At 63.9% G+C, this 24,384-nt stretch carries 23 protein-coding genes and 1 riboswitch; of the genes, 14 read left to right on the top strand and 9 right to left on the bottom strand.

Features of this window, described 5'->3' with window-relative positions:
* Positions 1-13: 13 nt before the first annotated feature.
* Complete coding sequence (locus AC0L2B_RS25720) at positions 14-1,102, bottom strand: ABC transporter ATP-binding protein (RefSeq protein WP_473747314.1); 1,089 nt, start codon at positions 1,100-1,102, stop codon at positions 14-16.
* A 259-nt stretch (positions 1,103-1,361) separates the two neighbouring features.
* On the opposite strand from AC0L2B_RS25720, the gene AC0L2B_RS25715 reads away from it, so the two are divergent.
* Positions 1,362-2,075 carry a GntR family transcriptional regulator gene (locus AC0L2B_RS25715; RefSeq protein ID WP_023800160.1) on the top strand — a complete coding sequence of 238 codons (714 nt, stop codon included), beginning with the start codon at positions 1,362-1,364 and terminating at the stop codon, positions 2,073-2,075.
* Positions 2,076-2,231: 156 nt separating this feature from the next.
* Here AC0L2B_RS25715 and AC0L2B_RS25710 read toward each other — a convergent pair whose 3' ends face one another.
* The 7 genes from AC0L2B_RS25710 to AC0L2B_RS25680 all read right to left on the bottom strand — a co-directional run bounded on the left by AC0L2B_RS25710 (position 2,232) and on the right by AC0L2B_RS25680 (position 8,991).
* Complete coding sequence (locus tag AC0L2B_RS25710; protein ID WP_473747313.1) at positions 2,232-2,834, bottom strand: HupE/UreJ family protein; 603 nt, start codon at positions 2,832-2,834, stop codon at positions 2,232-2,234.
* Positions 2,835-2,871: 37 nt separating this feature from the next.
* Positions 2,872-3,399, bottom strand: coding sequence for a hypothetical protein (locus AC0L2B_RS25705; protein ID WP_473747312.1), 528 nt, complete (start codon positions 3,397-3,399; stop codon positions 2,872-2,874).
* 2 nt (positions 3,400-3,401) lie between these two features.
* Positions 3,402-4,610: an agmatinase family protein gene (locus tag AC0L2B_RS25700; protein ID WP_473747311.1), complete on the bottom strand. Its 1,209-nt coding sequence runs from the start codon at positions 4,608-4,610 to the stop codon at positions 3,402-3,404.
* 12 nt (positions 4,611-4,622) lie between these two features.
* Positions 4,623-5,432: an ABC transporter ATP-binding protein gene (locus AC0L2B_RS25695; RefSeq protein ID WP_473747310.1), complete on the bottom strand. Its 810-nt coding sequence runs from the start codon at positions 5,430-5,432 to the stop codon at positions 4,623-4,625.
* Positions 5,429-6,241 carry an ABC transporter permease gene (locus AC0L2B_RS25690; protein ID WP_473747309.1) on the bottom strand — a complete coding sequence of 271 codons (813 nt, stop codon included), beginning with the start codon at positions 6,239-6,241 and terminating at the stop codon, positions 5,429-5,431. Before AC0L2B_RS25690 ends, AC0L2B_RS25695 begins: the two co-directional genes overlap by 4 nt.
* A gap of 105 nt (positions 6,242-6,346) precedes the next feature.
* Complete coding sequence (locus AC0L2B_RS25685; RefSeq protein WP_473747308.1) at positions 6,347-7,411, bottom strand: putative urea ABC transporter substrate-binding protein; 1,065 nt, start codon at positions 7,409-7,411, stop codon at positions 6,347-6,349.
* A gap of 99 nt (positions 7,412-7,510) precedes the next feature.
* Positions 7,511-7,625: riboswitch (guanidine-I (ykkC/yxkD leader) on the bottom strand.
* Positions 7,626-7,941: 316 nt separating this feature from the next.
* A complete protein-coding gene (locus AC0L2B_RS25680) occupies positions 7,942-8,991 on the bottom strand; it encodes a LacI family DNA-binding transcriptional regulator (RefSeq protein ID WP_473747307.1) in 1,050 nt (349 codons plus the stop codon).
* Positions 8,992-9,195: 204 nt separating this feature from the next.
* On the opposite strand from AC0L2B_RS25680, the gene AC0L2B_RS25675 reads away from it, so the two are divergent.
* Both AC0L2B_RS25675 and AC0L2B_RS25670 read left to right on the top strand, forming a co-directional pair.
* A complete protein-coding gene (locus AC0L2B_RS25675; protein ID WP_473747306.1) occupies positions 9,196-9,525 on the top strand; it encodes a MoaF-related domain-containing protein in 330 nt (109 codons plus the stop codon).
* Positions 9,526-9,634: 109 nt separating this feature from the next.
* On the top strand, positions 9,635-10,021 hold the full coding sequence (locus tag AC0L2B_RS25670) for a hypothetical protein (protein WP_473747305.1): 387 nt from the start codon (positions 9,635-9,637) through the stop codon (positions 10,019-10,021).
* 311 nt (positions 10,022-10,332) lie between these two features.
* On the opposite strand, the gene AC0L2B_RS25665 is transcribed toward AC0L2B_RS25670, so the two are convergent.
* Positions 10,333-11,019, bottom strand: a complete 687-nt coding sequence (locus AC0L2B_RS25665) for a GntR family transcriptional regulator (protein ID WP_473747304.1) — start codon at positions 11,017-11,019, stop codon at positions 10,333-10,335.
* A 299-nt stretch (positions 11,020-11,318) separates the two neighbouring features.
* Here AC0L2B_RS25665 and AC0L2B_RS25660 point away from each other — a divergent pair, with 299 nt between their 5' ends.
* The 11 genes from AC0L2B_RS25660 (at position 11,319) to AC0L2B_RS25610 (ending at position 24,125) form a co-directional block, all read left to right on the top strand.
* On the top strand, positions 11,319-12,446 hold the full coding sequence (locus AC0L2B_RS25660) for a BMP family ABC transporter substrate-binding protein (RefSeq protein WP_023800146.1): 1,128 nt from the start codon (positions 11,319-11,321) through the stop codon (positions 12,444-12,446).
* 20 nt (positions 12,447-12,466) lie between these two features.
* Positions 12,467-13,627, top strand: coding sequence for an ABC transporter permease (locus tag AC0L2B_RS25655; RefSeq protein WP_473747303.1), 1,161 nt, complete (start codon positions 12,467-12,469; stop codon positions 13,625-13,627).
* On the top strand, positions 13,627-14,553 hold the full coding sequence (locus tag AC0L2B_RS25650) for an ABC transporter permease (protein ID WP_473747301.1): 927 nt from the start codon (positions 13,627-13,629) through the stop codon (positions 14,551-14,553). Before AC0L2B_RS25655 ends, AC0L2B_RS25650 begins: the two co-directional genes overlap by 1 nt.
* 25 nt (positions 14,554-14,578) lie before the next feature.
* Entirely contained in the window at positions 14,579-15,280 is a 702-nt protein-coding gene (gene biuH / locus AC0L2B_RS25645; RefSeq protein WP_123146849.1) for a biuret amidohydrolase, read from the top strand.
* Positions 15,281-15,289: 9 nt separating this feature from the next.
* A complete protein-coding gene (locus tag AC0L2B_RS25640) occupies positions 15,290-16,819 on the top strand; it encodes an ABC transporter ATP-binding protein (protein ID WP_473747299.1) in 1,530 nt (509 codons plus the stop codon).
* On the top strand, positions 16,819-17,487 hold the full coding sequence (locus AC0L2B_RS25635; protein WP_287171717.1) for a cysteine hydrolase family protein: 669 nt from the start codon (positions 16,819-16,821) through the stop codon (positions 17,485-17,487). The genes AC0L2B_RS25640 and AC0L2B_RS25635 overlap by 1 nt, the downstream gene beginning before the upstream one ends.
* On the top strand, positions 17,480-17,830 hold the full coding sequence (locus AC0L2B_RS25630; RefSeq protein ID WP_473747298.1) for a cupin domain-containing protein: 351 nt from the start codon (positions 17,480-17,482) through the stop codon (positions 17,828-17,830). The genes AC0L2B_RS25635 and AC0L2B_RS25630 overlap by 8 nt, the downstream gene beginning before the upstream one ends.
* A complete protein-coding gene (gene atzF / locus AC0L2B_RS25625) occupies positions 17,827-19,653 on the top strand; it encodes an allophanate hydrolase (RefSeq protein ID WP_473747297.1) in 1,827 nt (608 codons plus the stop codon). Before AC0L2B_RS25630 ends, atzF begins: the two co-directional genes overlap by 4 nt.
* A gap of 162 nt (positions 19,654-19,815) precedes the next feature.
* Positions 19,816-21,945: a hypothetical protein gene (locus AC0L2B_RS25620; RefSeq protein WP_473747296.1), complete on the top strand. Its 2,130-nt coding sequence runs from the start codon at positions 19,816-19,818 to the stop codon at positions 21,943-21,945.
* On the top strand, positions 21,942-23,372 hold the full coding sequence (locus tag AC0L2B_RS25615; protein ID WP_473747295.1) for a YeiH family protein: 1,431 nt from the start codon (positions 21,942-21,944) through the stop codon (positions 23,370-23,372). Before AC0L2B_RS25620 ends, AC0L2B_RS25615 begins: the two co-directional genes overlap by 4 nt.
* Before the next feature lie 45 nt (positions 23,373-23,417).
* Positions 23,418-24,125, top strand: a complete 708-nt coding sequence (locus AC0L2B_RS25610) for a phosphoadenylyl-sulfate reductase (protein WP_473747294.1) — start codon at positions 23,418-23,420, stop codon at positions 24,123-24,125.
* Positions 24,126-24,384: the final 259 nt, after the last annotated feature.

The raw sequence follows: 24,384 nt of genomic DNA, 5'->3' as shown, positions 1-24,384 counted from the left end.
TGATGGTTCTGGTTCAGGAATCGAGACGACCAAGGACGATCGCGTCCTCGGCGTCCCAGGCGATCGGTACCGCGTCGCCGACGGCGACCGGCTTGGCGAAGAAGCTGGTGTCGTCGACGATGACGGTAAAATCCTCGATGCCGGCGCCATTGACCGAGAGTTTTACGGTCGAGCCGCGGTATTCGACGTTGGAAGCGATGCCGGTGAAGCCGAGCCCCGTGGCCAGTGGGTCGCCGATCCGCACATGGTCGGTGCGAATGGCGATATCGATCGGCTCGCCGATCGCCCTGCCCTGCCCGCTGGCCGCAAGCGAGGCCCCACCCGGCACATCGAAGACAACCATGCCGTCGCGGCTGCCGCTGACGCGGCCGGAGACGACGTTGTGATCGCCCATGAAGCGGGCGACGAACGCGGTGGCCGGCCGCTCGAAGACGATGCGCGGATGCGCCGCCTGCTCGATACGGCCGTCATTCATGACCACGATCAGGTCGGCGAGCGCCATCGCCTCCTCCTGGCTGTGGGTGACGTGGACGAAAGTGATGCCGAGCGACGTCTGCAGCTTCTTCAGTTCCGCCCGCATGCGGATCTTCAGGAATGGATCGAGTGCCGATAGCGGCTCGTCGAGCAGCAGCGCTTCGGGGTCGGTGATCAGCGCGCGGGCCAGAGCGACGCGTTGCTGCTGTCCGCCCGAAAGCTGCGCCGGGCGGCGGCTGGCGTAGCCCTCCATCTGCATCAGCTTCAGCATATCGAGCGCCCTGGCGCGGCGCCCTTCCTTGCCGACGCCCTTCATCTTGAGGCTGAACGCAACATTGTCGACCAGGTCGAGATGCGGAAACAGCGCGTAGGACTGGAACATCATGGCGGTGCCGCGCCTGGCCGGCGGCAGGTCGGTGACCACCGTGTTGCCGAGACGCACGTCGCCGCTCGATATGCTCTCATGCCCGGCAATCATCCGCAGCGTCGAGGTCTTGCCGCAGCCGGACGGCCCGAGCAGGCAGCAATAGGTTCCCGCGGGGATTTTCAAGCTGATGTCTTCGACGGCAGTCGTTGCGCCATAGATCTTCGAAACGGACACGATGTCGATTTCGGCGGCTTTGGACATCCGGCTTCCTCTCTAAATCAACTTAAGCAAAGCATCATGCATGCCAAGTTGCTAGATCGGCCTCAAACGATTGATTCCTTGGGAAAATCAGAATTGCCTCCGGCCGCCCCTCGAAATGGCATGCCTACGAATGCACAAATTATAGGCGATCGCTGGTGATTCCCGCAAAAATCGTATGCAATCTTTTTCGGCATCGTATCCACTTTGTCCCTCGTGCAAGCGACCCGATTCAGGTTAGAAAGGCGCAGGGACCACCATCATGAATATAGCCGACCAGACTTTCCCTGCTGTCGACAGTGCCAACGAGGATCGCGCCCAGGCGATCCGCGACCAGTTGCGCGACGCGATCGTCGACCGCCGGCTGGCGCCCGGAACCAAGCTGTCGGAAGGCGAGGTCGGCACTTTATTCGATGTGAGCCGCACCGTGGCGCGCGCGGCGCTGCAGATGCTCTCCTTCGAAGGCCTGGTGCGGACCGAGCGCAATCGTGGCGCCTTCGTCGCCAACCCGTCGCCGGAGGAAGCGCGTCAGGTCTTTGCTTCGCGCCGGCTGATCGAGCCCGGCATAGCGATTGCCGCAGCCGGGCGGATGACGCCGGACCATGTCGCTGCCTTCAAGGCGCAGCTCGATGAAGAGGGCCGCTTCATTGCCGAACGCGGACCAAATGCAAGACGCTCGGAAATCAAGGCTTCGGGCGATTTTCACCTGCTGCTGGCTTCGGTTGCCGGAAACGCCATCCTCCAGCGCTTCATGGAAGAACTGGTGGCGCGGTCATCGCTGGTGATTGCGCTCTACGGCCGCTCGGGCGTCTCGAGCTGCGGCCATAGCGAACACATGAATATCCTGGAGGCGCTGGAAAATGGCAATTCCGAACGCGCCAGCGCCCTGATGCTGCACCACATCGACCATATCGAGGCCGACCTCGATCTGCGTGTCAGGAGCGGTCCGGCGCTCAGGCAGGCGCTCGAGTTCTGACGCTCAAGCAGATCGGAGGGACGCGATAACCGCGCCCCTCAAAGCCGTTGGGCTCGGACCTTCAGGATATGGTACAGCAAATCGCGGACGCGCCGCAGCCTCATCGACCATTTCTGGCTCATCTGCATTCCAGTTCTGTTTGCCGACCGCTACGTCTCAAAAAGCTTGGGCCGCCATGGCCATTCCAACCAGCGAGGTGGCGAACCCCGCAGTGCGGACCGTCGTCGGCCAACGAGCCAGCTTGACAGCGGACAGAATGCCGATCGCATGCAGCATCGACGTGGCGAGCACGAAGCCAGCGGCGTAGGCGATGCCGCCGGCGCTCTCGGGACTCTCAAGGCCGTGGGCGTTGCCGTGGAAGAGGCCGGACAGGGCCGTCAGTGCCGCCGCGGCGGCCAGCGGCAGCGGCTTGGCGAGGCCGACCATCGCGCCGAAGATCACAAGCGACAGCGCGATGCCGGTTTCAAGCGAAGGCAGGCCGATGCCGGCCATGCCAAGCAAGGCCCCTGCGACCATGGCCGAGACAAAGAACAGCGGCACAAGGACAATGCTGCGCCCGCCGGCGCGAGCGCCGATGATGCCGACCGCGATCATGGCAAGCAGATGGTCCATGCCGAGGAGCGGATGTTGGAGGCCGGCGAAAAAGCCGTGGACGTGAGCGCCGCCGCTATGGGCAAACGCCAGCGACGGTGTGAGGGCGGCGAGAGCCGAAAGGATGCCAAGTCTTGCAAATATCTTCATGCTTGCGAAAGTTTTCATGGTTGCACCTGTTTGATGAGAATGACGGGTTCTGGTTTCAGTGCCCGGGAACGGGGAATTGCGAAGCGGCGGAACGGTCTGCTAGGGAGCGCGCGGCGGCGAAGCCGAGCGGCTTTTGCTCGCTGCCATCGTGATAGATGAAAGCGAGGCGGCGGCGGTGCGATGTCAGGCGCGCCGGCAGCGGGTGATAGGCGACGCCGGTGCCGCCGACGAGCGGCATGACCGCGCCGACGTCGACCAGATCCTCGGTTTCGACGCGCAAGAGATGAAGCCGCACGCCGTCGGCCCTCTCGCCGACAAAGGGTATGCCGGCCAGACGCAGAAAGCTGGATGGGTCCGGCGCCCGCGCAAAGCCTTCGAGGAAGGCGGTTTCGACAAGGTCGAGGTCGACCGATGCGGGATCAACCGGCGGCTCGTGAGCCTGGTCCGGCAGATGCGGCGTCTGCCATTGCAGCGGCTTGCCAGCGGGCCCATTGTGACCGGGGGCGTGCGGATGGTCATGATGACCGTTCGGCCCGTGGTGGCCGTCGTCATGGCCATGACTGTGGTGATGATCGTCGTGCATGGTCAAAAACTCACCGGTTTGTCGATGATCGATTTGTGCTTGCCGAGATTGCCGTGCGCGACCATCGAGCCAAGCGCCTCGACGACGACACGCACGCCGAATAGCGCGGTGATGTCCGACGTGTCGTAGGGCGGCGAGACCTCGACCACTTCCAGTCCGCAAATGCCGGGTGCCGTCACCAGCCCAAGCAGCTTGAGCGCCTCGCGCGGCAGGAAGCCGCCCGGCTCAGGCCAGCCTGTGCCGGGCACGAAACCGCAATCGAGGCTGTCGACGTCGAAAGAGATGTAGACGGCGTCGGTGTCCTTCCATGCGAGCTCGAGCGCGATTTCCGCCGCCTTCTCAAGCCCCATCTGCTCGATGTCGGCAATGGTCAGCACGTTGGTGCCGCGTTTTCTCGCCTCGGCGACGCCGTAGCGGGGAACCTGCCAGCCGCCGATGCCGAGCTGCACGAGATTGGTCGCCGAGACGTTCGGCAGGTTGGTCGCCCAATACCAGGGCGTGGTGTGCATGCGCTCGTCGAGATCCTTTTCCTGGATGTCGATATGGCGGTCGAAATGGATGATGCCGATGCGCTTCGAGGTCACGTTGGCGATGCCGCGCACACAAGGAAATCCGATCGAATGGTCGCCGCCCAGCATGATCGGCAGCGCGCCGGACGAGGCGACATGGCTGACGCCCTTGGTGATCTGGTCGAAGCTCTTTTCGAGGTTGGCGGGAATGGTGAAGACGTCGCCGGCGTCGCACAGCGTCATCTGCTCGCGCAAATCGACGCCGAGCTCATAGTTGTACGGGGTGTACAGCGCCGAGATGCGGCGAATGCCTTGCGGCCCGAAGCGGGTTCCCGGCCGGTAGGTGGTGCCGCTGTCGAAAGGAATGCCGATGACGGCAGCATCATATTTGCCGACATCGCGGACGTTCTCGACATAGGGCGCCTTGAGGAAGGTGTTGATGCCGGCGAAATGCGGCAGCTCGCCGCGCGCGAATGTCGGGATCGGCTTGTCGACGATCGACTCCGATCCCGGCAGGCCCATGTCGAGCGCCCATTGCTGCTCCTTGCGCCAGCCGCTTTCCGGCAGCTTGCCCTCGGCCTCGATCGACTTCCAGCCCTGCGTGCCGCGGGCGTCGAAATCGGGGTGGTGAAAACGCTCCCTGGCCGCCCGGGCGACGAGCCCTGCCCGGCGGTGGCTGCGTTCGGGGATATTTCTGGACATTCAAACTCTCCGTTACGACGCCGTCGTCGCCATTGCTGTATCCGGCCGGGTCGTCCCGACCATCGCGGCCACCTTGGCCAAGTGATGAGAGGAAGCCCGGGTCTTGCGATCGAGCCTCAGATCGTAGGTGATCGTCGCGCCGTAAGCCGACGGGAACTGCGGATCGTGGCGCACCTTGTCGAAAACCAGCACGCGGGTGCCGAGCTTGAAGGCCTCGCCGATATCGTGGGTGACCATCACCACCGTCATGCCATGCTCGGTCCACAGCTCGGTCAGCAGGTCGTGCATCTCGGCGCGGATGCCGGGATCGAGCGCACCGAACGGCTCGTCGAGAAGCAGGATCTGCGGACGGCCAAGCAAGGTCTGCGCAATCGCCAGCCGCTGCTGCATGCCGCCGGAGAGCGATGCCGGATAGAGGTCGCGCGCATGGGCAAGGCCAACCCGCGCCAGCATGGCCTCGGCCTGTTGCCTGGCGTTTCTGCGCCTGGCGCCGAAGACGCGGCCAAACGGCCCGCCCGAGCGAAAGTCTTCGACCAGCAGCAGGTTCTGGATGGCGGTCAGATGCGGAAACACCGAATAGCGCTGAAAGACGATGCCGCGCTGTGGCGTCGGCTCGGGCACGATCGGGCCATCGCCGACGATGACGACGCCGCTGCTCTGCTGCTCCTGGCCGAGCAGAATGCGCAGGAACGTCGATTTTCCGCAGCCGCTGGCGCCGACCAGCGACAGGAATTCGCCGGCTTCGGCGGTGACGTTGACCCGCTCGAGCACGCGGGCATCGCCATAACTCTTTTCCAGCCCGTGAACGACGATGCGACTCATCTGGCCTCCACCGGATGCGCCCAAGGGGAGATTGCCCGCGACAGCCGCACCAGCAGCCAGTCGGTGATCACGGCAAGCAGCGTGATCCAGGCGACATAGGGCAGGATGACGTCCATCGAGAGATAGCGGCGGACGAGGAAGATGCGGTAACCCAGCCCTTCGGTCGAGGCGATGGCTTCGGCGGCGATCAGGAACAGCCAGGCCGGCCCGAGTGCCAGCCGCACGCAAGTGATGAGGCGCGGCATGATCTGCGGCAGCACCAGCCGCAAGACCGTGGTCCAGCTGTTGCCGCCAAGCGTTTGCGCCTTGGCCACCAGTTCTGGTGGCAACTCCATCACCCGGTTGGCGATGTCGCGCACCATCACCGGCGCGACGCCGACGGCGATCAGCGTGATCTTGGCCGTTTCGCCGAGGCCGAGCGCGATGAACAGGATCGGCAGCAGCGCCAGCGGAGGGATGACGCAAACGACGGTGACGAAGGGCAGCAGCAACGCCCGCACCCGCGGGATGAAGCCGATGGCAATGCCGAGCGAAAGCGCGGCGACCGTCGCAACGCCCACGCCCGCGAACAGCCTGAGGAGACTGGCATAGGTGTCGACCCACAGGATGAGGTCGCCCGAGCGCTTGTCCGGCACCGTGGCAAGGTCAAGAAAGGCCGACCACATCTGTACCGGCGAAGGCAGCAGCTTGTCGCTGGGATTGACCGCCAGTCGTTGCGCCGAAGCGATCAGATAGGCGATCGCCACGAACAGGAACGGCAAGCCGCCGAGGAACAAGGCGCCGCCGCGCGAAACCTTCGCATTGATCATGCGAAGGCGCACCCTCGGCTTTGGCCGGGAAGGACGCTTAATGCCCTCCCCGCCCGTCGCGGAGGCTTCATCCCTGGCACTCATTCCCTTGGCCAGCATGTCGGGTCAGGGCGTTGCGGTTGCCGCCTCGGACATGAACGCTGGATCGAAACGCAGCTTGACGTTCTTGGCGTCGCCCAGCGTCGATCCATCGGCAAAGCTCATGCCGACGACGTCGACACTCGTCGCATTGGTGCCGAGAATGCCGTGGCTGAACAGGAAGTTGCGGACAAGATCCATCGTCTTCGGCAATTCGCTGCCATTGGTGAACTCGACCGCCTTGGCGGGGTCGAAGAACATTGCCGTCGAGGCAAGCTGCGCGTCGAAGCCGGCGATGTCGGTGCCGGACGCCTTGGCCATCTCCTCCTTGGCTGCCTTGCCTTCCGGCGTGTCGGAGGTCATCAGCTCCATCACCTCGTACCACGCGCCGACAAGCGCCTTGCCCAATGCCGGATTGTCCTTCAGCGTCTCGGTGTTGACGACCATCATGTCGATGATCTCACCGGGAATCTGCGCGGAATCAAAAACCTTGTGCGCACCCGGCATGGCGACGATCTCGGAAACCAGCGGGTTCCAGGTAACGACCGAGGTGACGTCGCTGGTGCCATAGGCGGCGACCATGTCGGCGTCGGATGTGTTGACGACGGTAATGTCCTTTTCGGCGAGCTTGACCGTGTCCAGCGCCCGCGCCAGCAGGTAATGCGAGACGGAGAGCTCGACGAGATTGACCTTCTGGCCGGCAATGTCGGCGAGCGCTGCCTTGTCCTTGAGGATCACCGCATCATTGCCGTTGGAGAAGTCGCCGATGATCAAGGCGGTGGTGTCGACGCCGCCGCCGGCGGGGATCGACAGCGCGTCCATGTTGGTCATCGAGCAGCCGTCGAAACCGCCGGCCGTATACTGGTTGATGCTTTCGACATAGTCGTTGATGCGGGTGATCTCGACATTGATGCCGTTTTTGTCGGCCCATTTCTTCATGATGCCGCTATCGGAGAGATAGCCCCACGGCATCCAGCCGACATAGATCGACCAGCATATCTTGAAGTCTTTCTTGGGCGCCGCGCCGGCGGCGGAAACGATGGGAAGGCTGAGTGATGCGGCTAGGATGATTGCGGCCAGCTTGCGAAGCATTGCGTACCCCTGTTCGCGATCCGGATTGCGACCGGACTTGATGTTGGGATTTGCGAGCGCGCATCCGGGAGAGGTTCGCGCCAGCAAACCCGTGCAGGGTTCTCCCGGGATTTTGGCCCGCCGTGTTCCGCCGGATGCCTCAGTGCATCCCTGGCGGTCGCATCTCTTGGACCAGCACCGTTTTTTTGCGGCCGGAACCCTAGACGCTCTGCACATCACCAACGAAGCAAGGAGCATGCCAATGCCGAACAGGCCAAAAAGGCCGGGATTTGCGGACGGTGCGGCTTCGAGCACTCGCATTAGTGACGCAAAAATCATCGCATCGCCGACGGATTGGGCAGTTTGCCTGAGCGCTCGTGGTCAAAATCTGACGCTTGGTTCCGGGGCCGTTAGCCCGCTCAGGGAAGGAGACCTAACTCACCAGCTCTCCGACGGCGCGTGTGGGCCAGGAGCGGTCCTTCAACCATTCGGGAACGAGCGGCAGCTTTGCGCGAGAGCGGACCATGGGAATTGATATGACGGTCCGCTTGTCAGTTCGAAGAGGTACGCGGTCGGGCGGTCGAGCCGCGGACCACCAGTTCGATCGGCATGACGATTTGCTGTGGGGGACCGTTCGCTAATACCATCGCGGCGGCAAGCCGCCCTTTCCCGACAATGTCCTGCGCCACTGTCGTTAGAGGGGGCCTGGTGCGTGCGGCTTCCGCTGTGCCATCGAAGCCCACGACCGACACGTGCTTGGGTATGCTTATGCCGCGACGAACTGCTTCGTCGAGCACTGTGATAGCCTGCCAGTCCGACATAGTCAGGATTGCGGTCGCATCCGGAACTCGATCGAAAACGACAGCTCCGGCAGTAGGCTCCCCGGGCGTGGTCTCGATGATCGGGACATCATCGATCGACAGATTGATCGTGGCCAAGCCTTTGGCGAAGCCCTTGAGCCTTTCGTGGTCGAGCTGAAATCCGGCAGTGATCGTGCGCCTGCGATTGCCGGGCATGTGGACGATCGGCGGCCCGGATGTGCGCCGGACGGACAGGATCACAAAATGACGGTGCCCGAGAGCAGCCAAGTGCCCGACGGCCATCAGCGCGCCGTTCCTGCCATCGATCCGGATCGAATTGATGTCCGGGCCGGCGTCGCTTTCGAGGATGACAAACGGCAGGCGCCGGCGCTGCGCCGAGGTGATCAGGTCGATGTCTGCGCTGTGACCCAAAATGAAGCCGTCGACCAACGCCTCCCGGATGGCGGAGGTGCGCGTTTCGTTCGTGCCATTGACCAGACTCAGCGTCGCCCCGGCCTCGTCGCATGCAAGCGAAACGCCAAGCACCAGCTCTCGCCCGTATGGGCTTCTCATCATGTCGGCAATGGCATAGGCGCCCGGCGGCATAAACCCGATAGCGTTGAACTTGCCGTCACGCAGCACTCGTCCTCTGGAGTCAGGGCCATCATAACCAAGCTGGTGCGCCGCAGCTTGGACGCGTTCGCGAACGTCGGCCCGCACGAGGTCCGGGTGATTGAAGACATTGGAGACAGTACCGCGGGAGACTCCAGCGACGCGCCCGACATCGGCGAGGGTTGGCATTTTGGGACCATTCATTCCTGCACTTAAGCCAATTTCTTGGAGCGCTCCAAGTTTTTTTTGACTCGCTGCGAGAAGAGGCAGAATTTGCGTTTGGAGCGCTCCAATACAGCGGAATGGGTAGGTTGATCGGCATTCGAAGCCGACGACGGCTTATTGTGTCCCACCCTCTGAACCTTTGAGCGCCAGATCACCACGGAGGATAGGATGGCTGCGACCAATGGTGCCCCGACCTCACTCGTCGGGAAGACTTTCGACTGCGCGTTCGGCCCGCTCGTGCCAAGGCTAACGGTCTTGTCGCCGACAGAATTGCGCGTGCGGGCAACTATCGGCGCGACTGAGATCGACGAGGTGGTGAGGAGCGATGTGACTGGTGTCCGTCCGGGTCTCTTCATCATGAGCTGGACCGAGCAGAGCGGTAACTTCGTGGTGCAGGTTCAGGATCACGAGAACAAAGTCGTTCACAATTATACGCGGCTCGCTGACGGGCAGCTATTCTGCGCGCAAGGCGCGATTCAACCAGTTCCAGCGGTTTGATCGGCCGCTGTTGTAGCGGCCGATCTCACGCCATACAGATCGAAGTTGAGAAGACGCGATCTAGACGCCTATCAATAGATGGGTGGCACCGATGGAGGAGAACATGGCCATGACCGGTAACATCAACCAGATCGATCCAGCTCAATGGGATCCGGCATTCGATGCCGTTGCGGCCGCGCCGGCCAATCACAAAGTACTCTTCGAGAACGATAATTTGCGAGTGCTTGAGGTTACGCTGCAGGCTGATGAGGAAGAACCGATCCACCACCACCGCTGGCCTTCTGTCTTCGTATTCGATTCCGTTGGTGGGCCAATCCATGATATTTCCCCGGACGGCACCGTCTTGCCGGACAATCGCGACGTGATCCGGGCGATCGAAGCATGGGATGGCAAAGGGTGCCTGGTTGTCCATCCGATGGCCCCGCAGCCAGCGGGACGGGTGCTCAACAAGAGCGGCAAGCTCGTGCATAGCATCCGAATCGAGATGAAGTCGTAGTCGGACAACCTCTCTCGCTTGGAGCAATTGAGCGCGAAGCGGTCGTTGGAAATCGAATGCCGGGCGTCTGTGCCCGCATCGGAGAAAGGTCCGAGTGAACGAGGCAGGACCACTCGGAGGTCCGGCTAGCAAATGGCTCGGCGGTGGCGGCAAAGAGGCGGCATCGCAAAGTAGGACGATCGCGTCGACCGGCGCTCAATACTTGTCGGCGATGGTCGGCTTGGCTTCCCACTAGCTGTGAGCTGAACGAATGACGAGGTCGGGGTCAAAACGGTATTCCGTTTCGGGTACCACGCGTCAGATTTTGTCCACTAGGAAGACACTCCGATCGAAACCGTCGCCGGTTTCATCGGGTCGACCGCGGCAAAGACGGCGCTCGCCTCGCTGACGATTGAGACGTGATCCTTGGCTGCTTGCCCTGCGGCGGCGCTGTCACCGCGCATGATTGCGGTAACGATGACGTCATGCTCCTGCCAGGATTTGGCCAGGCGCCCCGGCAGCATGAATTGCGCGCGCCGGAACGGCGCCAGCCGGCTGCGTGTCATGACGGTCAGTTCATAGATGTGCTTGCTGTGCGCGCCGCGATAGAGCCGAGTGTGGAATTCGGTGTTGAAATACTCGTAGTCCTCCTCCGCACCCAATTGCACGAGGCGCGCCGATGCCTGGTGCTCGGATTCGAGCGCGCGGCGTTCACCGGCGGTCATGCGCTCGGCCGAGAACCGCGCGCAGATCGCTTCAAGCTCGGCCATGCTCTCGAACATCGAGGCAAGATGCTCCTGCGTCACCACGGCGACGGTGGCGCCGCGGTTGGGCCGCCTTTCGACCAACCCCATGGCGCTCAGCCGGCCAAGCGCCTCCCTAACGGGGGTGCGCGACACATCGAAACGGGCAGCGAGCGAGGCCTCATCGAGTTTTTCGCCGGGGCGCAGGAAGCCGGTGACGATCCGGTCACCGATCGCCCTCACCATCTGATCGACGGTCGTGCCCGACCTGATCAAGCTGCGCTTCCCCGACAATTCTCCTCCGTCAGTCGTTTTCGCGGCGTGCGGCAAGTGGCCCGCCGGAAGTTTCGACTCGGGCGCGCGTCCTCTATGCCTTTATTTTAATCTAGATGTCAAACTGGCTAATTGAAAGGCAAAAAGTGTATGCAATTGCCTGTCGCTTGAGCACGGCATATCGGCACGCCGACTGATTTCACTAGATAAATTCTATCTTTTGAACTGGCACAGCGATTGCATGCACTTTTACGAGAAGGGAATTAATCGACCCGGAAAAGGGTCCAACAGGGAGCATTCACATGACCGAGAGATTCATGCTTAGCCGCCGCGATCTGCTCAAGACCTCCGCCGCCGGAGCGGCGCTCGGCCTGGCCTCGGCGTCATTCCCGATCAGCAGGGCGTTCGCCGCTGCCGTCACTGTCGGCTTCATCTATGTCGGACCGAAGGACGACTACGGCTATAACCAGGCGCATGCCGAGGGTGCCGCCACATTGAAGGCCATCGAGGGCATCTCCGTGGTCGAGGAGGAGAACGTCCCCGAAACGGTCGATGTCCAGAAGTCGATGGAATCGATGATCAACCTCGACGGCGCCTCGCTGATCTTCCCGACCTCGTTCGGCTATTTCGATCCGCACATGCTGGCCATGTGCGCGAAATTCCCCGACGTGCAGTTCCGCCATTGCGGCGGCATGTGGAACAAGGACAAGCATCCGATGAATGCCGGTTCCTATTTCGGCTATATCGGCATGGGCCAGTATCTCAACGGCGTCGCCGCCGGCCACGCCACCAAAACCAAGAAGATCGGCTTCGTCGCGGCAAAGCCGATTCCGCAGGTCCTGCTCAACATCAACTCCTTCCTGCTCGGCGCACGCTCGGTCGACCCGGCAATCACCTGCCAGGTGATCTTCACCGGCGAATGGTCGCTGGCGGTCAAGGAGGCGGAGGCCACCAATGCACTGGTCGATCAGGGTGCCGACGTCATCACCTGCCATGTCGACAGCCCGAAAGTGGTGGTCGAAACGGCGGCGGGGCGCGGCGCCTTCATCTGCGGCTACCATGCCAATCAGAGCCCGCTGGCACCCGAAAAATACCTGACCGGCGCGGAATGGAACTGGGCGAAGGTCTACAAGATGTTCGTCGACGACCTCGTGGCCGGCAAGCCGCTGCCCAATTTCACGCGCGGCGGACTGGCCGACGGCTTCGTCAAGATGAGCCCGCTCGGCCCCGCCGTCAGCGAGGCGGCGCGCGCACAGTTCGACGGCACGCTCGCCGAAATGATGAAGGGCGGCTTTTCGGTGATCAAGGGGCCGTTGAAGAACAACAAGGGCGACGTCGTCGCAACCGAGGGCCAGACCTTCGTCGAAGCCGCGATCGAACTGGAAAGCATGGACTATCTCGTCGAGGGTGTCGTCGGCTCGACCGCTTGAGCATGGCGGAGACGGGGGCCATGGCAGACACCGTGAGCAGCGCGAGCGTGCCAGTGATGCTCGGAGCCAAAAGCTATCCGACGGCGCTCGAATGGATCGCCCGGCGGGCGGAAGCCCTCGTCATCCCGCTCGCGGCCCTGATTGTCGGCATGGCCCTGTTCAGCCTGTTCATCGCGCTGGTCGGCAAATCGCCGGCGCAGCTCTATGAAACGATGTGGCGCGGCGGCTTCGGCTCGTGGTTCTCGGTCCAGAACTCGCTGTCGCGGGCCGCACCCTTGCTGCTTGCGGCGCTCTGCGTGGCACTGCCGGCCCGGCTCGGCCTTGTCGTCATTGGCGGCGAAGGCGCGATCGTGCTGGGCGGCGTTGCCGCGGCTGCGATAGGCGTGGCCGCCAGCGGCGCCCCCGCCTTTTTCGTTATTCTTGTCATGGGCGTGGCGGGCCTGGCCGCCGGCGGCATCTGGATCGGTGCCGTCGGCGCGCTACGCCACTACCGTGCCGTCAACGAAACCATATCGAGCCTTTTGATGGCCTATATCGCCATCGCCCTGATGAACCATCTGGTGGAAGGACCGCTACGCGATCCCGCCTCGCTCAACAAACCGTCGACCGAGCCGTTGGCTGAGGCCTACCGCATCGGCAACATTCCCGGCATGGACGTGCATTGGGGCCTGGTCGTCGGCATCATCGCCTGCATTCTGTCCTGGCTGCTGATCGAAAAGACCCGCTGGGGGTTCGCCGCCCGCATCGCTGGCGGCAATGTCAGGGCAGCCCAGGTGCAGGGACTTGCCGTTGGACCGCTGATTGTCGGTTTCACCGCGCTGGCCGGCGGCTTTGCCGGCCTTGCCGGCATGCTCGAAGTCGCCGCCGTGCAAGGCAGCGCCAACGCCTCGCTCGCCGCCGGCTATGGGTATACCGGTATCCTGGTCGCCTTCCTCGCCCGCCACAATCCGCTCGCCATCATCCCGGTCGCCTTCCTGCTTGGCGGCATCGACGCCTCCGGCGGGCTGATCCAGCGCCGCATGGACCTGCCCGACGCCACCGTGCTGGTGCTGCAGGGCATGCTCTTCGTCGTCATCCTGTTCAGCGAAACCTTCTACGGCCGCTTCAAGGCCTTCAATCCCGACCTCTGGCAGAGGGGTGATCTCTTGAAGAGGCCCGATCTCCTGAAGGGAACTGCCTGATGGGCGCAACCGAGATCGGCCTCTGGGGCGTTCCGCTCGCCATGCTCGGCGGCGCCATCCGGGTGTCGACGCCCTTCATCTTCGTGTCGCTGGGCGAAGCCATCACCGAGCGTTCGGGCCGCATCAATCTCGGTCTCGAAGGCACACTGGTGTTCGGCGCGATGACCGCCTATGCCGTCGCGGTGATGACCGGCTCACCATGGCTCGGCCTGCTGGCCGCCGCCGCGGCCGGTCTTTGTTTCGGCCTGTTCCACGGCTGGATCTGCAAATTCCTCGGCGTTAACGACATCGCCATTGGCATTGCGCTGATGCTGTTCGGCTCGGGTCTCGCCTTCTTCTTCGGCAAACCGTTCATCCAGCCCTCGGCGCCCGACCTGCCGGCCATCCCGTTTGGCGGCTGGTCCGACGTTCCGCAGGTGCAGGCGGCGCTCAACATCAATGTGCTGTTCCTGATCGGCGCAGCACTTGCCGTATTCCTGTGGTGGGCTTTCCGCAACACCCGGGCCGGCCTGATCCTGCGCGTGGTCGGCGACAGTTCCGATGCCGCGCGCGCCATGGGCCTCAACCCGAATACGGTGCGCCTCGTCGCCACCGGCATCGGCGGCGCGCTGGCCGGCATCGGCGGCGCTTATCTGTCGCTCTACTATCCCGGCAGCTGGACCGAAGGCATTTCGTCGGGCCAGGGGCTGATGGCGGTGGCGCTGGTCATCTTCGCGCGCTGGAACCCACTCGGCTGCTTTGCCGCCGCGCTGCTGTTCGGCGGGGCCGGCGCGCTGGGGCCGGCGCTGCAATCGGTCGGCGTCACGCAAGGCTACTATCTGTTCTACGCCGCACCCTACATTCTCACCCTCGTCATCATGATCGCCACCTCGTCGCCGAGCCGTTCGCTGACCGGCGCACCGGGCGAACTGTCGATCACCAAATGACGTTTCCAGACTGGAGTTTTTCTCAATGAACGCCAGAGCCGAGGTCACGCAGCGCTACATCGACGCCGATCCCTATCCATGGCCCTACAATGGCGAGCTTCGGCCCGACAACACGGCGCTGATCATCATCGACATGCAGACCGATTTCTGTGGACCGGGCGGCTATGTCGATCATATGGGCTACGATCTCTCGCTGGTGCGGGCGCCGATCGAACCGATAAGATCGGTGCTGTCTGCCATGCGGGCGAAGGGCTACACCATCATTCATACGCGAGAGGGCCACCGGCCCGATCTCGCCGACCTGCCGGCCAACAAGCGCTGGCGCTCGCGCCGCATCAATGCCGGCATCGGCGACCCCGGACCCTGCGGGCGCATCCTGGTGCGCGGCGAGCCGGGCTGGGACATCATCCCCGACCTCTATCCGGCCGAAGGCGAGCCGATCATCGACAAGCCGGGAAAGGGCTCGTTCTGCGCCACCGACCTGGAACTGATCCTCAACCAGCGCGGCATCGAAAACATCGTGCTGACCGGCATCACCACCGACGTCTGCGTGCATACGACGATGCGCGAAGCCAACGACCGCGGCTTCGAATGCGTGATGCTGGAGGATTGCTGCGGGGCGACCGACTACGGCAACCATCTCGCCGCGATCAAGATGATCAAGATGCAAGGCGGCGTGTTCGGCGCGGTGTCCAACTCGGCGTCCTTCGTCGCCCAGTTGCCATGAGGTTCGATCATGAGTGATCGCGGCAAAAGAGCGGTTGGCGTCGAGACGATCGGCATGAGCATGCGTTTCGGCGCCTTCACCGCGCTGGACGACGTCTCCATCAAGGTGCCGGCGGGATCGTTTCATGCGCTGCTTGGCGAAAACGGCGCGGGCAAGTCGACGCTGGTCAAATGCATCATGGGCTTTTATCACCCGACCGCCGGCGACATTCTGGTCGACGGCCGCGAGATCGGGATCGCCGGTCCGAAGGACGCCTCTGCGCTCGGCCTCGGCATGGTCTACCAGCATTTTACCCTGGTCCCGTCGCTGACAGGTGCGGAGAACCTGGTCATTTCCCGCGAAAAGGTGCCGGGGATTATCGACTGGCGCAAGGAGCGCGCCGCACTTGCCCAATTCATGGAGCGGATGCCGTTCAAGCTGCCGCTCGACGTCAAAGTGGCCGAACTCGCCGCCGGCGAGAAACAGAAGCTCGAAATCATCAAGCAGCTTTATCTCGGCCGCAGTTTTCTAGTGTTGGATGAGCCGACGTCGGTGCTAACCCCCGGCGAGGCGCAGGAAGTGCTGGGCCTCGTGCGCGGCATGACCAAGGCGGGCGACCTCACCGTGCTGATGATCTCGCACAAGTTCCACGAGGTGACGGCGTTTGCCGACGACATCACTGTGCTGCGCAAGGGCAGACTGACAGGAACGGGGAAAGTATCGGAGCTGTCTCACAAGCAGATGGCGGCAATGATGATCGGTGACCAGCCGATCGCCGCGCTCGACAGCCGCGCTCCAGTGCCGGTCGGCGCCAGGCAAATCCTGACGGTGAAGGCGCTGAAGGCGCCCGACCGCACCGGCCTGAAAACCATCAATATCGGCGAACTCGATGTGAAGTCCGGCGAGATCGTCGGTGTCGCCGGCATTTCCGGCAACGGCCAGAAGGAGTTTCTAGAAGTCCTTGCCGGACAGCGTACGCGTGATGCCGGCGACGTTCTGGTGAAGGGATCGCCCTACGGCGCCAGCCGCGCCGAAGCCCGCACGCTCAATGTGCGCTTCATCCCGGAGGAACCGTTGTGCAATGCCTGCGCGCCGAGGATGACGGTGGCGGAAAACATGGCATTCCGGACCTTCGACCTGAACGAGGCCGGCAAGCCGATAAGCTGGATCCGGATGAGCGCCATCAGGGACTATGCGACGCGCTTGGTCGAGCAGTTCAAGGTCAAGACGGCCTCGCTCGCCTCGCCGATTTCGTCGCTCTCCGGCGGCAACGTCCAGCGCGCTGTGCTCGCCCGCGAACTGACCGGCGAGGTCGATCTTCTCATCGTGTCGAACCCCTGCTTCGGCCTCGACTTCTCCGCCGTCGCCGAAATCCGCGCCCGTATCATGCGGGCACGCAACGCTGGTGCCGCGGTGCTCTTGATGTCGGAGGACCTCGACGAACTGCTGGAGCTCTCCGACCGCATCTTCGTCATGTCCGACGGCGCGCTGGTCTATGAGACGCCGATCGCACAGGCGAGCGTGCAGACGATCGGCGAGCACATGGCGGGACATCACTGATGGCGGAGATCGACGCGCTGCCGTTTCCGTTTGCCTTCAAGCCTGAGGCGATGGCGCTGGTCGTCATCGACATGCAGCGCGATTTCGCCGAGCCGGGCGGCTTCGGCGCCAGCCTCGGCAATGACGTCGGCCGGGTGGTGGCGATCGTGCCGACGGTCAAAAGGCTGATCCAGGGATTTCGCGCCGCCGGCCTGCCGGTGATCCACACGATGGAGTGCCACAGGTCAGACCTTTCGGACCTGCCGCCGGCCAAGCGAAATCGCGGCAATCCGTCGATCCGAATCGGCGATGTCGGTCCGATGGGCCGCGTGCTGGTCGTCGGCGAGCCGGGAACGGCGATCCTCGACGAGGTAGCCCCGCTGCCTGGCGAAATCGTCATCGAAAAACCCGGCAAGGGCGCGTTCTACGCTACCAGCTTCGGCGAGGACCTGAAGCGGCTCGGCGTGCAGCAGCTCGTCTTCGCCGGAGTTACGACGGAAGTCTGCGTGCAGACGACGATGCGCGAGGCCAACGACCGCGGCTACGAATGCCTGCTGGCGGAGGATGCGACGGAGAGCTATTTTCCGGAGTTCAAGGCGGCCTCACTGGCCATGATCAGGGCGCAGGGCGCGATCGTCGGCTGGACGGCGATGACGGACCAGGTGCTCAAAGGAATTGCCGATGCCTAACATTGCATACCCGGCTCTCATCCATGGGGTCTGGCGTGATCTGGCATTCGAGCATTTTCGCGACGGCATCACGGTGCATTGGCTGCTCAAGGGCGGACCGGCCGAACCCTCCGTCGCGATCCTGAACTATCAGCCCGGCGCCGGCGTGCCGCGCCATCGCCATGTCGGGCTGGAAACCATCGTGGTGCTGGAAGGCACCCAGAGCGACGAGACTGGCGATTATCTTCCGGGAAGCGTGATCCTGAACCCGGTCGGGACCGAGCATTCGGTGTGGACGAAAGACGGCTGCGTCGTGCTGATCCAGTGGAATCTGCCGGTGATCATTCTGGACGAGGCCAAATGAGCGACATCCGCTTCGATATCGGCAGCCTGCACGCGGCCTATGCCTCCGGCATGTCGGCCGCTATCATTATTGAAATCGTGTTTCAGCGCATAGCGAAAGCGGACGATCCAGGCATCTTCATCCATCTGGCGAGCAGGGCGGACCTGCTCGCCGAAGCCGACGCACTCGGCGGGTTCGATCCCGTGGCAAAGCCGCTGTGGGGCGTGCCGTTCGCGGTCAAGGACAACATCGATGTTGCCGGAATGCCGACCACGGCCGGCTGCGCCGAATATGCCTACTTGCCGGCGAAAGACGCCACCGTCGTCGCGCTTCTGAGGGCGGCCGGCGCGCTGGTCGTCGGAAAAACCAATCTCGACCAATTCGCCACCGGCCTCGTCGGCGTGCGCACACCTTATCCGGTCCCCCGAAACGCGATCGATCCGAAACTGGTGCCGGGCGGTTCCTCGTGCGGCTCGGCCGTGGCGACGGCGCACGGCATTGTTTCTTTCGCGCTCGGCACCGATACCGCAGGATCCGGCCGCATTCCCGCCGGCCTCAACAACATCGTCGGGCTGAAGCCGACCGTCGGCGCGCTGTCGGCCACCGGCGTGGTGCCGGCCTGCCGCACGCTCGACTGCGTCTCCGTCTTCGCGCTCACCGTCGATGACGCCTACAGCGTCTTCAGGGCGGCGGCAGCCAAAGATGACGTCGATCCTTATTCGCGCGCTATCGCGGCGCCGCCGCTTGGTCCGTGTCCACCCGCCCTGACCGTCGGGGTTCCCGCAAAAGCGGACCGGGAATTTTTTGGCGACGCGGCCATGCAAGCGGGATTCGAAACGGCGCTGCGGACGCTGGAACAGCTCGGCTGCCGACTGATCGAAATTCCCTTCGGCGATTTCTACGCTACCGCCAACCTGCTCTACGAAGGCGCCTGGGTGGCCGAGCGCTATGCGGCGATCGCGGATTTCATGGAAGCGAGCGAAGCAGCCATGCACCCGGTAACGCGCGCAATCATCGGAGGGGCGCGAAAGCTCTCCGCGGCAGACGCGTTCAACGGCCTTTATGCGCTGCAGGGCCACAAGGCCAGGCTCGCGCCTGTCATCGCCTCGGTCGACCTTTTCTGCGTGCCGACGGCGCCGACGCACTATTCGCTGGAAACTGTTTTGGCCGATCCGATCGTCACCAACAGCCGGCTCGGCACCTACACCAACTTCGTCAATCTGCTCGACATGTGCGGCATTGCCGTGCCGACCGGCAAGCGCGACGACGATCTGCCGATGAGCGTTACCTTGCTTGCCGCTGCCGGCAAGGATGCACTGACGGCGACGCCGGCCCGTGATCTCCATCGAGCCAGCGGTCTTGGCCTTGGCGCGACTGGATGGGCGATGCCTGCCTGCGTCGCCAAGACCCCTGACCTCGATGACGGCATGATCGAGCTCGTGGTCGTCGGCGCGCATTTGTCGGGAATGCCGCTCAACGGCCAACTCTGTGCGTTGGGCGGGCGATTGAGCAGAGCCGCCAAGACGGTTGCCTCCTACCAGCTTTATGCGCTCGCGGGCCAGTCGGTGCCGAAGCCGGGGCTCGTGCGTGTTGCCGATGGCGAAGGGGCGGCGATCGATGTCGAGGTTTGGCGGCTTTCGCCAGACGCGTTCGGACGCTTCGTGGCCGCGATCCCGCCGCCGCTCGGCATCGGCACGATCGAGCTCGACGACGGGACATCGGCCAAGGGCTTCCTGGTCGAAACCGCCGGGTTGTCAGAGGCAATCGACATTTCGGCCTATGGCGGTTGGCGCAGCTTCGTTGCAAGGCCGGCGGAGGGAGTGGAAAGCGTTCGGGCCGATTGAACGACCGGCCGTTCGCGCCGGCAGCTGACCTCAAATCATAGCAGCATGCTCGGCGAGCCAGCACGCCGAATGCCGTAAGCGATCCGTAGGTGCGCGCGCTCTAAAGTTGCCCTGTGGTTTGGCAGGCGTCAGCACGCGCTTGCGACCGCTGGAGACTTGGCGATGCGAGCAAGCCGTGCAGTTGCCTCAACAGATTCCGTCGGGACTTATCAGGCCCGCCGGACGCTGTCGAAGGCCGCGGCGATAGTTCTCAGCCTGTTGCCGAGCTGGGCGTTCGCGGGAGATCAGACCCCCGATTGGCGCCTGAACGCTCGAATCGTTGCCGTCGGGTTGCCCGACGTGGCCGGCGTGCGCGAGGTGGGGCGCTTTCATGTCGGCGGGCCGATACCGGGAAATCCGGAATTTCTTATGGCGACCCGCGAAGGGCGGATGCTCGATCCGCTCAGGGTTCTCGTCGCCGTGGGCAGCAATCTCGGCGCACCAGCCGACGATCCAGCGCTTGAGGTCGGGGCGATCCTGTCCATCGATCCGCGCGCCGGCAAGTCTGGTGGCACCATCATCGTTCCGCAAGAGCTCACCGGCAACGGCGGAGATGCGAGGGTGCAACTCTACACGGCGCAGAGCGAACGGTTTCTCAACCGGCGATACAATGCCGGAGCTCGAACCGCGCGCCTCGCAGCCGCATCCGGACCGCGATACATTTCGATCAACAACGCCTTCGGAAGACCCTGGATCGCCAACGCGCCGAACGGATTGGCTGGCGAGGGCAGCGTCACCGTCGTCGACCCCGACGGTGCGCCGCTCGCCAACGCGCCAAGCCGCGAGGCCGGCGGCGTGTTCGCCGGCCGGCATACCGATCGCGAGCAGGCGCCGAAAGCACAGCCCAGCGGCTGGCTTGGCAAGCTGCTGAATTACCAGGCAAGCGGCCAGCTGACATCGGGCGGAATGCAGACGGGCGCGCTCGGAACGGCGTTTCTCGGTCCCTCGCCCGACGGCAGCGGCTTTGCCGTGTTCGCCGCGGTCATCGCCGATGGCGGCGTGGTTCAAATCCACGTCCAGGATGGTGTCGACGGCTTGGCCGGGCCGGGTACGGTAAGCACCGGCCAGGGCACGGTCAGCGCCGGCCGGGGCATCAGCGACGATCCCGGCGTCATCGGCCTCGCCTTCAAGTGGAACCCGGACCGCGCTCTCTACATCGCCGATCCGGGTCGTGATCGGCTGGTGCTGCTTGACCTGGAGGACGACCGGCGGCATTTCACCGTCGCCAGGACCCGCACGATCTTGCTGCCGGAATTCGACCGTCCGGTCGATGTCGCCGCCGCAATCCCCGAGATCGCCAATCCGCAGTTTTCGAGCCATACGACACTCGCTGGCGGGTCCGATCTGTTTGTCGCCAACCGCGGCGACGGTTCACTGCTGCGCGTGAGCCAGGACGGCCGGCTTCTCGCACGCGCGACGATCGAGGTTCCAGGGCTCGGCCCTTTGGGAGCCGATCGCCTTCGCGCGATCGCGACGTCGGCGGACGCACAGCATATCTGGATAACGATTGGCGGCGAGGTTCCGGGATTTCCGGGCCACGAAGGGGTGCTCGTCGAGGTTGGGACCTTCGATGAGCACGGCGCGGCGGCAGCGACGCCGAAGACACAGAACGCTGCCGCCGACGCCAATCTTGTGGCGCGCGGAAAGCAGGTGTTTCAGACCGACTTCACGCCGCAGACCGGCCTCGGCCCATTGTTCAATGGGGCATCGTGCGTGGCCTGCCATCCCGGCCCCGGCGGCGCGAGCATTGATGAAAGTCATTTTGCGCGCAGGATAGCCCACATGGATCCGGGCTCTGGCCGCACGCTGCCGATCGAACATCCCAACAGTCCGGTCGCCAGACGCCATGCCTTGCGTGATGGGGTGGCGATCGTGTCGGCGGCAATGCCAAGCCAGGCCAATGTGATTTCGCTGCGTATGCCGCTCGCTCTCTACGGTATCGCCGGGATCGACGAGATACCCGACAGCGTCATCGAAGCGCAGGCGATCAGCAAGGGCGACGGCATCAAAGGCCGCGCCCATCATGTCGTCGACTCCCAAGGCGCATCGCGGGTCGGCCGATACGGCTGGAAGGCTGATATCGCCACCCTCAAAGATATGGTGGCGAACGCCTTCGCAAACGAACTCGGTATCACCAGCGCGACGGCCAGCCGCGAGGCGGGCGCGCAGCCAATCGAGCAGAGTTCCGCACAGATCGAGGCGGTCGCCTCCTACCTGCGAGCGCTGCGCCTGCCCAATGGGGCAAAGCCATGAGCCTCGCCCTGACGCTCTCCCATGCGCCGGAAGAAATGCGCCCGGTCCTGCCTGGCGTCATCGTTGCTGCGGCGCTCGCCCTTGCGGCCGGCTGGATCGCCGGCGGACTGGGCGAGCCGCTGTCGCGCAACCCGGTCCTGGTCGCCATGCTCTTCGGGCTGCTGATCGGCAGCAGCTTCGCCTGTCCCGACGCCTTGCGCCCGGGACTCGACTTCACCAAGCGCTATCTGCTGCGACTCGCCGTGGTGCTGGTCGGCTTCCGTATCACGACGCGGCTGTTCCTGGATCTGGGGTTCATGCCGCTCGCAGTGGCGGCCATCGAGCTGATCCTGGTGCTGACGCTGCTCTACGCCATCGCGCGCAAGCTGTTCAGGCTCGACGCCGAGATCGCGCTGCTGGTCGCGGTCGGCAGCGCCGTCTGCGGCGCCGCGGCGATCCTCTCGATGGCCGCGCTCGTGCGTGCACGCGACCAGAGCGCCGGCATCGCCATCGCCTTGATCACACTGAGCGGCACCGTGGCGTTGCTCGCCTATCCGGTCATGTTCCTGGGCGGTTGGCTGCAGCATCTCGATGACCGCCTCTATGGCGTGTTCGTCGGGGCGAGCATTTTCGAGCTGGCGCAGGTCTACGGCGCCTCCTTCGCCATTTCCGACGACGCGCTGAACACCGCCACGCTGGTCAAGCTCAGCAAAGTGCTGATGCTCGTCCCGCTTCTGCTGGCCGCCAGCCTGGTGTTTCGCAGCCGCAACAAGGCGCAAGAGGCCGCACCGATCCCGTTCCCGTGGTTCATCGTCGCGTTCATCGGCGTGGTGATGCTCAATTCGGAGATAACCCTCAATCCGCAACTGCGCCGTGTCATCCTCGATGTCGACCAGTTCCTGTTCCTGATGGTGATGATCGCGCTCGGCATCACCACCCGGGTCGGACGGCTCGGAGAGGCCGGCGGCGCCTGGCGCCTGATCGGCGTCGGTTTCGTCGGGGTGGCTCTGTCGGCGGCCCTGGCCTATGCTGCGCTGATCCCGTTCTCGGCGACCTTCCGGGCCGCATCACCCTCATCGAGCCAAGGCGCGATGCTTGGCAGCCATGGCGGACGGGTTTTCGCCTCGATAGGCTGCGCCAAATGCCACGTGCCGGCGCTGGAGGGCAGCAACGGCGAAGTTGAGCTGTACTCCGACCTTTTGCTGCACGACATGGGGCCGGCGCTCGACGACAAGATCGTCCAGGGCGACGCCATTGGCGCCGAATGGCGGACCGCACCGCTCGTCGGCATCCGCTTGCGCCATCGCTACCTGCACGACGGCCGCGCGACAACGCTGCGCGATGCCGTCTTCGCCCATGGCGGCACGGCGCAGATCGTGCGCGACCGCTTCTTCGACCTGGACGAGACCGACCGCCAGGCGCTCCTCGATTTCGTGGCGAAGCTATGATGCGGCTTGGTCACGCCACCACCATTTTTGATCGGCCGAACCGCCATGTATGAAGCCGTCATCGCAGAGCTGAACCATCTCGACGGACCCGACCTGCTGGCGCCGCTCGTCAGCGACGTGTTTTGCGGAAACATAGCGCTTGTGTCGTCGTTTGGCGCGGAATCCGCGGTGCTGCTGCACATGGCCGCCTCGATCGACCGTTCGCTCCCCGTTATCACGCTCGACACCGGAAAGCTGTTTTCGGAAACGATCGCCTATCGCGCGCAGCTGACGGCTCTGCTCGGCCTCACCGATCTGCGCGTCGTCACGCCTCAAACGGATATCTTGCGGGCGCTCGATGGCGCTGGATCGCTGCACCGCCGCGATCCTGACCGGTGCTGCCAGATCCGCAAGGTTCTGCCGCTCGAAAATACGCTGACTGGCTTCAAGGCCTGGATTTCCGGTCGCAAGCGATATCATGGCGGGCTTCGCGCGGATGTTCCGACGCTCGAGGAAACTGACGGACGCCTGAAGGTCGATCCGCTTGCCCGCTTCACCCGCCAACAGATCGAGGCCTATCTCGATCGCTATAATCTTCCCCGGCATCCGCTCCTCGAAAAAGGCTACCTCTCGATCGGCTGCGCGCCGTGCACGGTCGCGTGCGGCAGCGCGGACAATCCGCGCGCGGGCCGCTGGAGCGGACTGTCGAAGATGGAATGCGGGATTCACCGGTCGCCCATTGCCGCTCGCAATTCGGCCGCCTCTGCTGCCTGATTTCGACGTCGCGCAGGCATCCGGTCGACGCTTGCAACAGGCCGTTGCCGCTTCATCTGCGAAGCCCCTACGAATTGTCGCACGATTGCGCTACCCTAAGGTCAATCTGGGCGGCGGGACGGTCATCAGGGCACGACCCGACGCTCGATGATTGGTCGAGCGGGAGCCCCGATGACCGCCCTAGACGCCATTGACGTCGATGCGAAGCGCCCGCTCCCGGGCACAGGCCGGATCGCCAAGCTGGCGGCGCCGCGCAGCG

It is taken from the genome of Mesorhizobium sp. WSM4815, from assembly GCF_055811575.1.
This window is presented reverse-complemented; position numbering and strand designations above follow the sequence as displayed.

Bases quoted from the DNA above. Each gene is read 5' to 3' on its own strand.
- AC0L2B_RS25710 (WP_473747313.1), bottom strand. From the start codon at position 2,834: ATGAAAACTTTCGCAAGCATGAAGATATTTGCAAGACTTGGCATCCTT.
- AC0L2B_RS25695 (WP_473747310.1), bottom strand. From the start codon at position 5,432: ATGAGTCGCATCGTCGTTCACGGGCTGGAAAAGAGTTATGGCGATGCC.
- AC0L2B_RS25640 (WP_473747299.1), top strand. From the start codon at position 15,290: ATGAGTGATCGCGGCAAAAGAGCGGTTGGCGTCGAGACGATCGGCATG.
- AC0L2B_RS25690 (WP_473747309.1), bottom strand. From the start codon at position 6,241: ATGATCAATGCGAAGGTTTCGCGCGGCGGCGCCTTGTTCCTCGGCGGC.
- AC0L2B_RS25705 (WP_473747312.1), bottom strand. From the start codon at position 3,399: ATGCACGACGATCATCACCACAGTCATGGCCATGACGACGGCCACCAC.
- biuH (WP_123146849.1), top strand. From the start codon at position 14,579: ATGAACGCCAGAGCCGAGGTCACGCAGCGCTACATCGACGCCGATCCC.
- AC0L2B_RS25685 (WP_473747308.1), bottom strand. From the start codon at position 7,411: ATGCTTCGCAAGCTGGCCGCAATCATCCTAGCCGCATCACTCAGCCTT.
- AC0L2B_RS25720 (WP_473747314.1), bottom strand. From the start codon at position 1,102: ATGTCCAAAGCCGCCGAAATCGACATCGTGTCCGTTTCGAAGATCTAT.
- AC0L2B_RS25660 (WP_023800146.1), top strand. From the start codon at position 11,319: ATGACCGAGAGATTCATGCTTAGCCGCCGCGATCTGCTCAAGACCTCC.
- AC0L2B_RS25700 (WP_473747311.1), bottom strand. From the start codon at position 4,610: ATGTCCAGAAATATCCCCGAACGCAGCCACCGCCGGGCAGGGCTCGTC.
- AC0L2B_RS25650 (WP_473747301.1), top strand. From the start codon at position 13,627: ATGGGCGCAACCGAGATCGGCCTCTGGGGCGTTCCGCTCGCCATGCTC.
- AC0L2B_RS25715 (WP_023800160.1), top strand. From the start codon at position 1,362: ATGAATATAGCCGACCAGACTTTCCCTGCTGTCGACAGTGCCAACGAG.
- AC0L2B_RS25615 (WP_473747295.1), top strand. From the start codon at position 21,942: ATGAGCCTCGCCCTGACGCTCTCCCATGCGCCGGAAGAAATGCGCCCG.
- AC0L2B_RS25630 (WP_473747298.1), top strand. From the start codon at position 17,480: ATGCCTAACATTGCATACCCGGCTCTCATCCATGGGGTCTGGCGTGAT.
- AC0L2B_RS25680 (WP_473747307.1), bottom strand. From the start codon at position 8,991: ATGCCAACCCTCGCCGATGTCGGGCGCGTCGCTGGAGTCTCCCGCGGT.
- AC0L2B_RS25655 (WP_473747303.1), top strand. From the start codon at position 12,467: ATGGCAGACACCGTGAGCAGCGCGAGCGTGCCAGTGATGCTCGGAGCC.
- AC0L2B_RS25675 (WP_473747306.1), top strand. From the start codon at position 9,196: ATGGCTGCGACCAATGGTGCCCCGACCTCACTCGTCGGGAAGACTTTC.
- AC0L2B_RS25610 (WP_473747294.1), top strand. From the start codon at position 23,418: ATGTATGAAGCCGTCATCGCAGAGCTGAACCATCTCGACGGACCCGAC.
- atzF (WP_473747297.1), top strand. From the start codon at position 17,827: ATGAGCGACATCCGCTTCGATATCGGCAGCCTGCACGCGGCCTATGCC.
- AC0L2B_RS25670 (WP_473747305.1), top strand. From the start codon at position 9,635: ATGACCGGTAACATCAACCAGATCGATCCAGCTCAATGGGATCCGGCA.
- AC0L2B_RS25620 (WP_473747296.1), top strand. From the start codon at position 19,816: ATGCGAGCAAGCCGTGCAGTTGCCTCAACAGATTCCGTCGGGACTTAT.
- AC0L2B_RS25635 (WP_287171717.1), top strand. From the start codon at position 16,819: ATGGCGGAGATCGACGCGCTGCCGTTTCCGTTTGCCTTCAAGCCTGAG.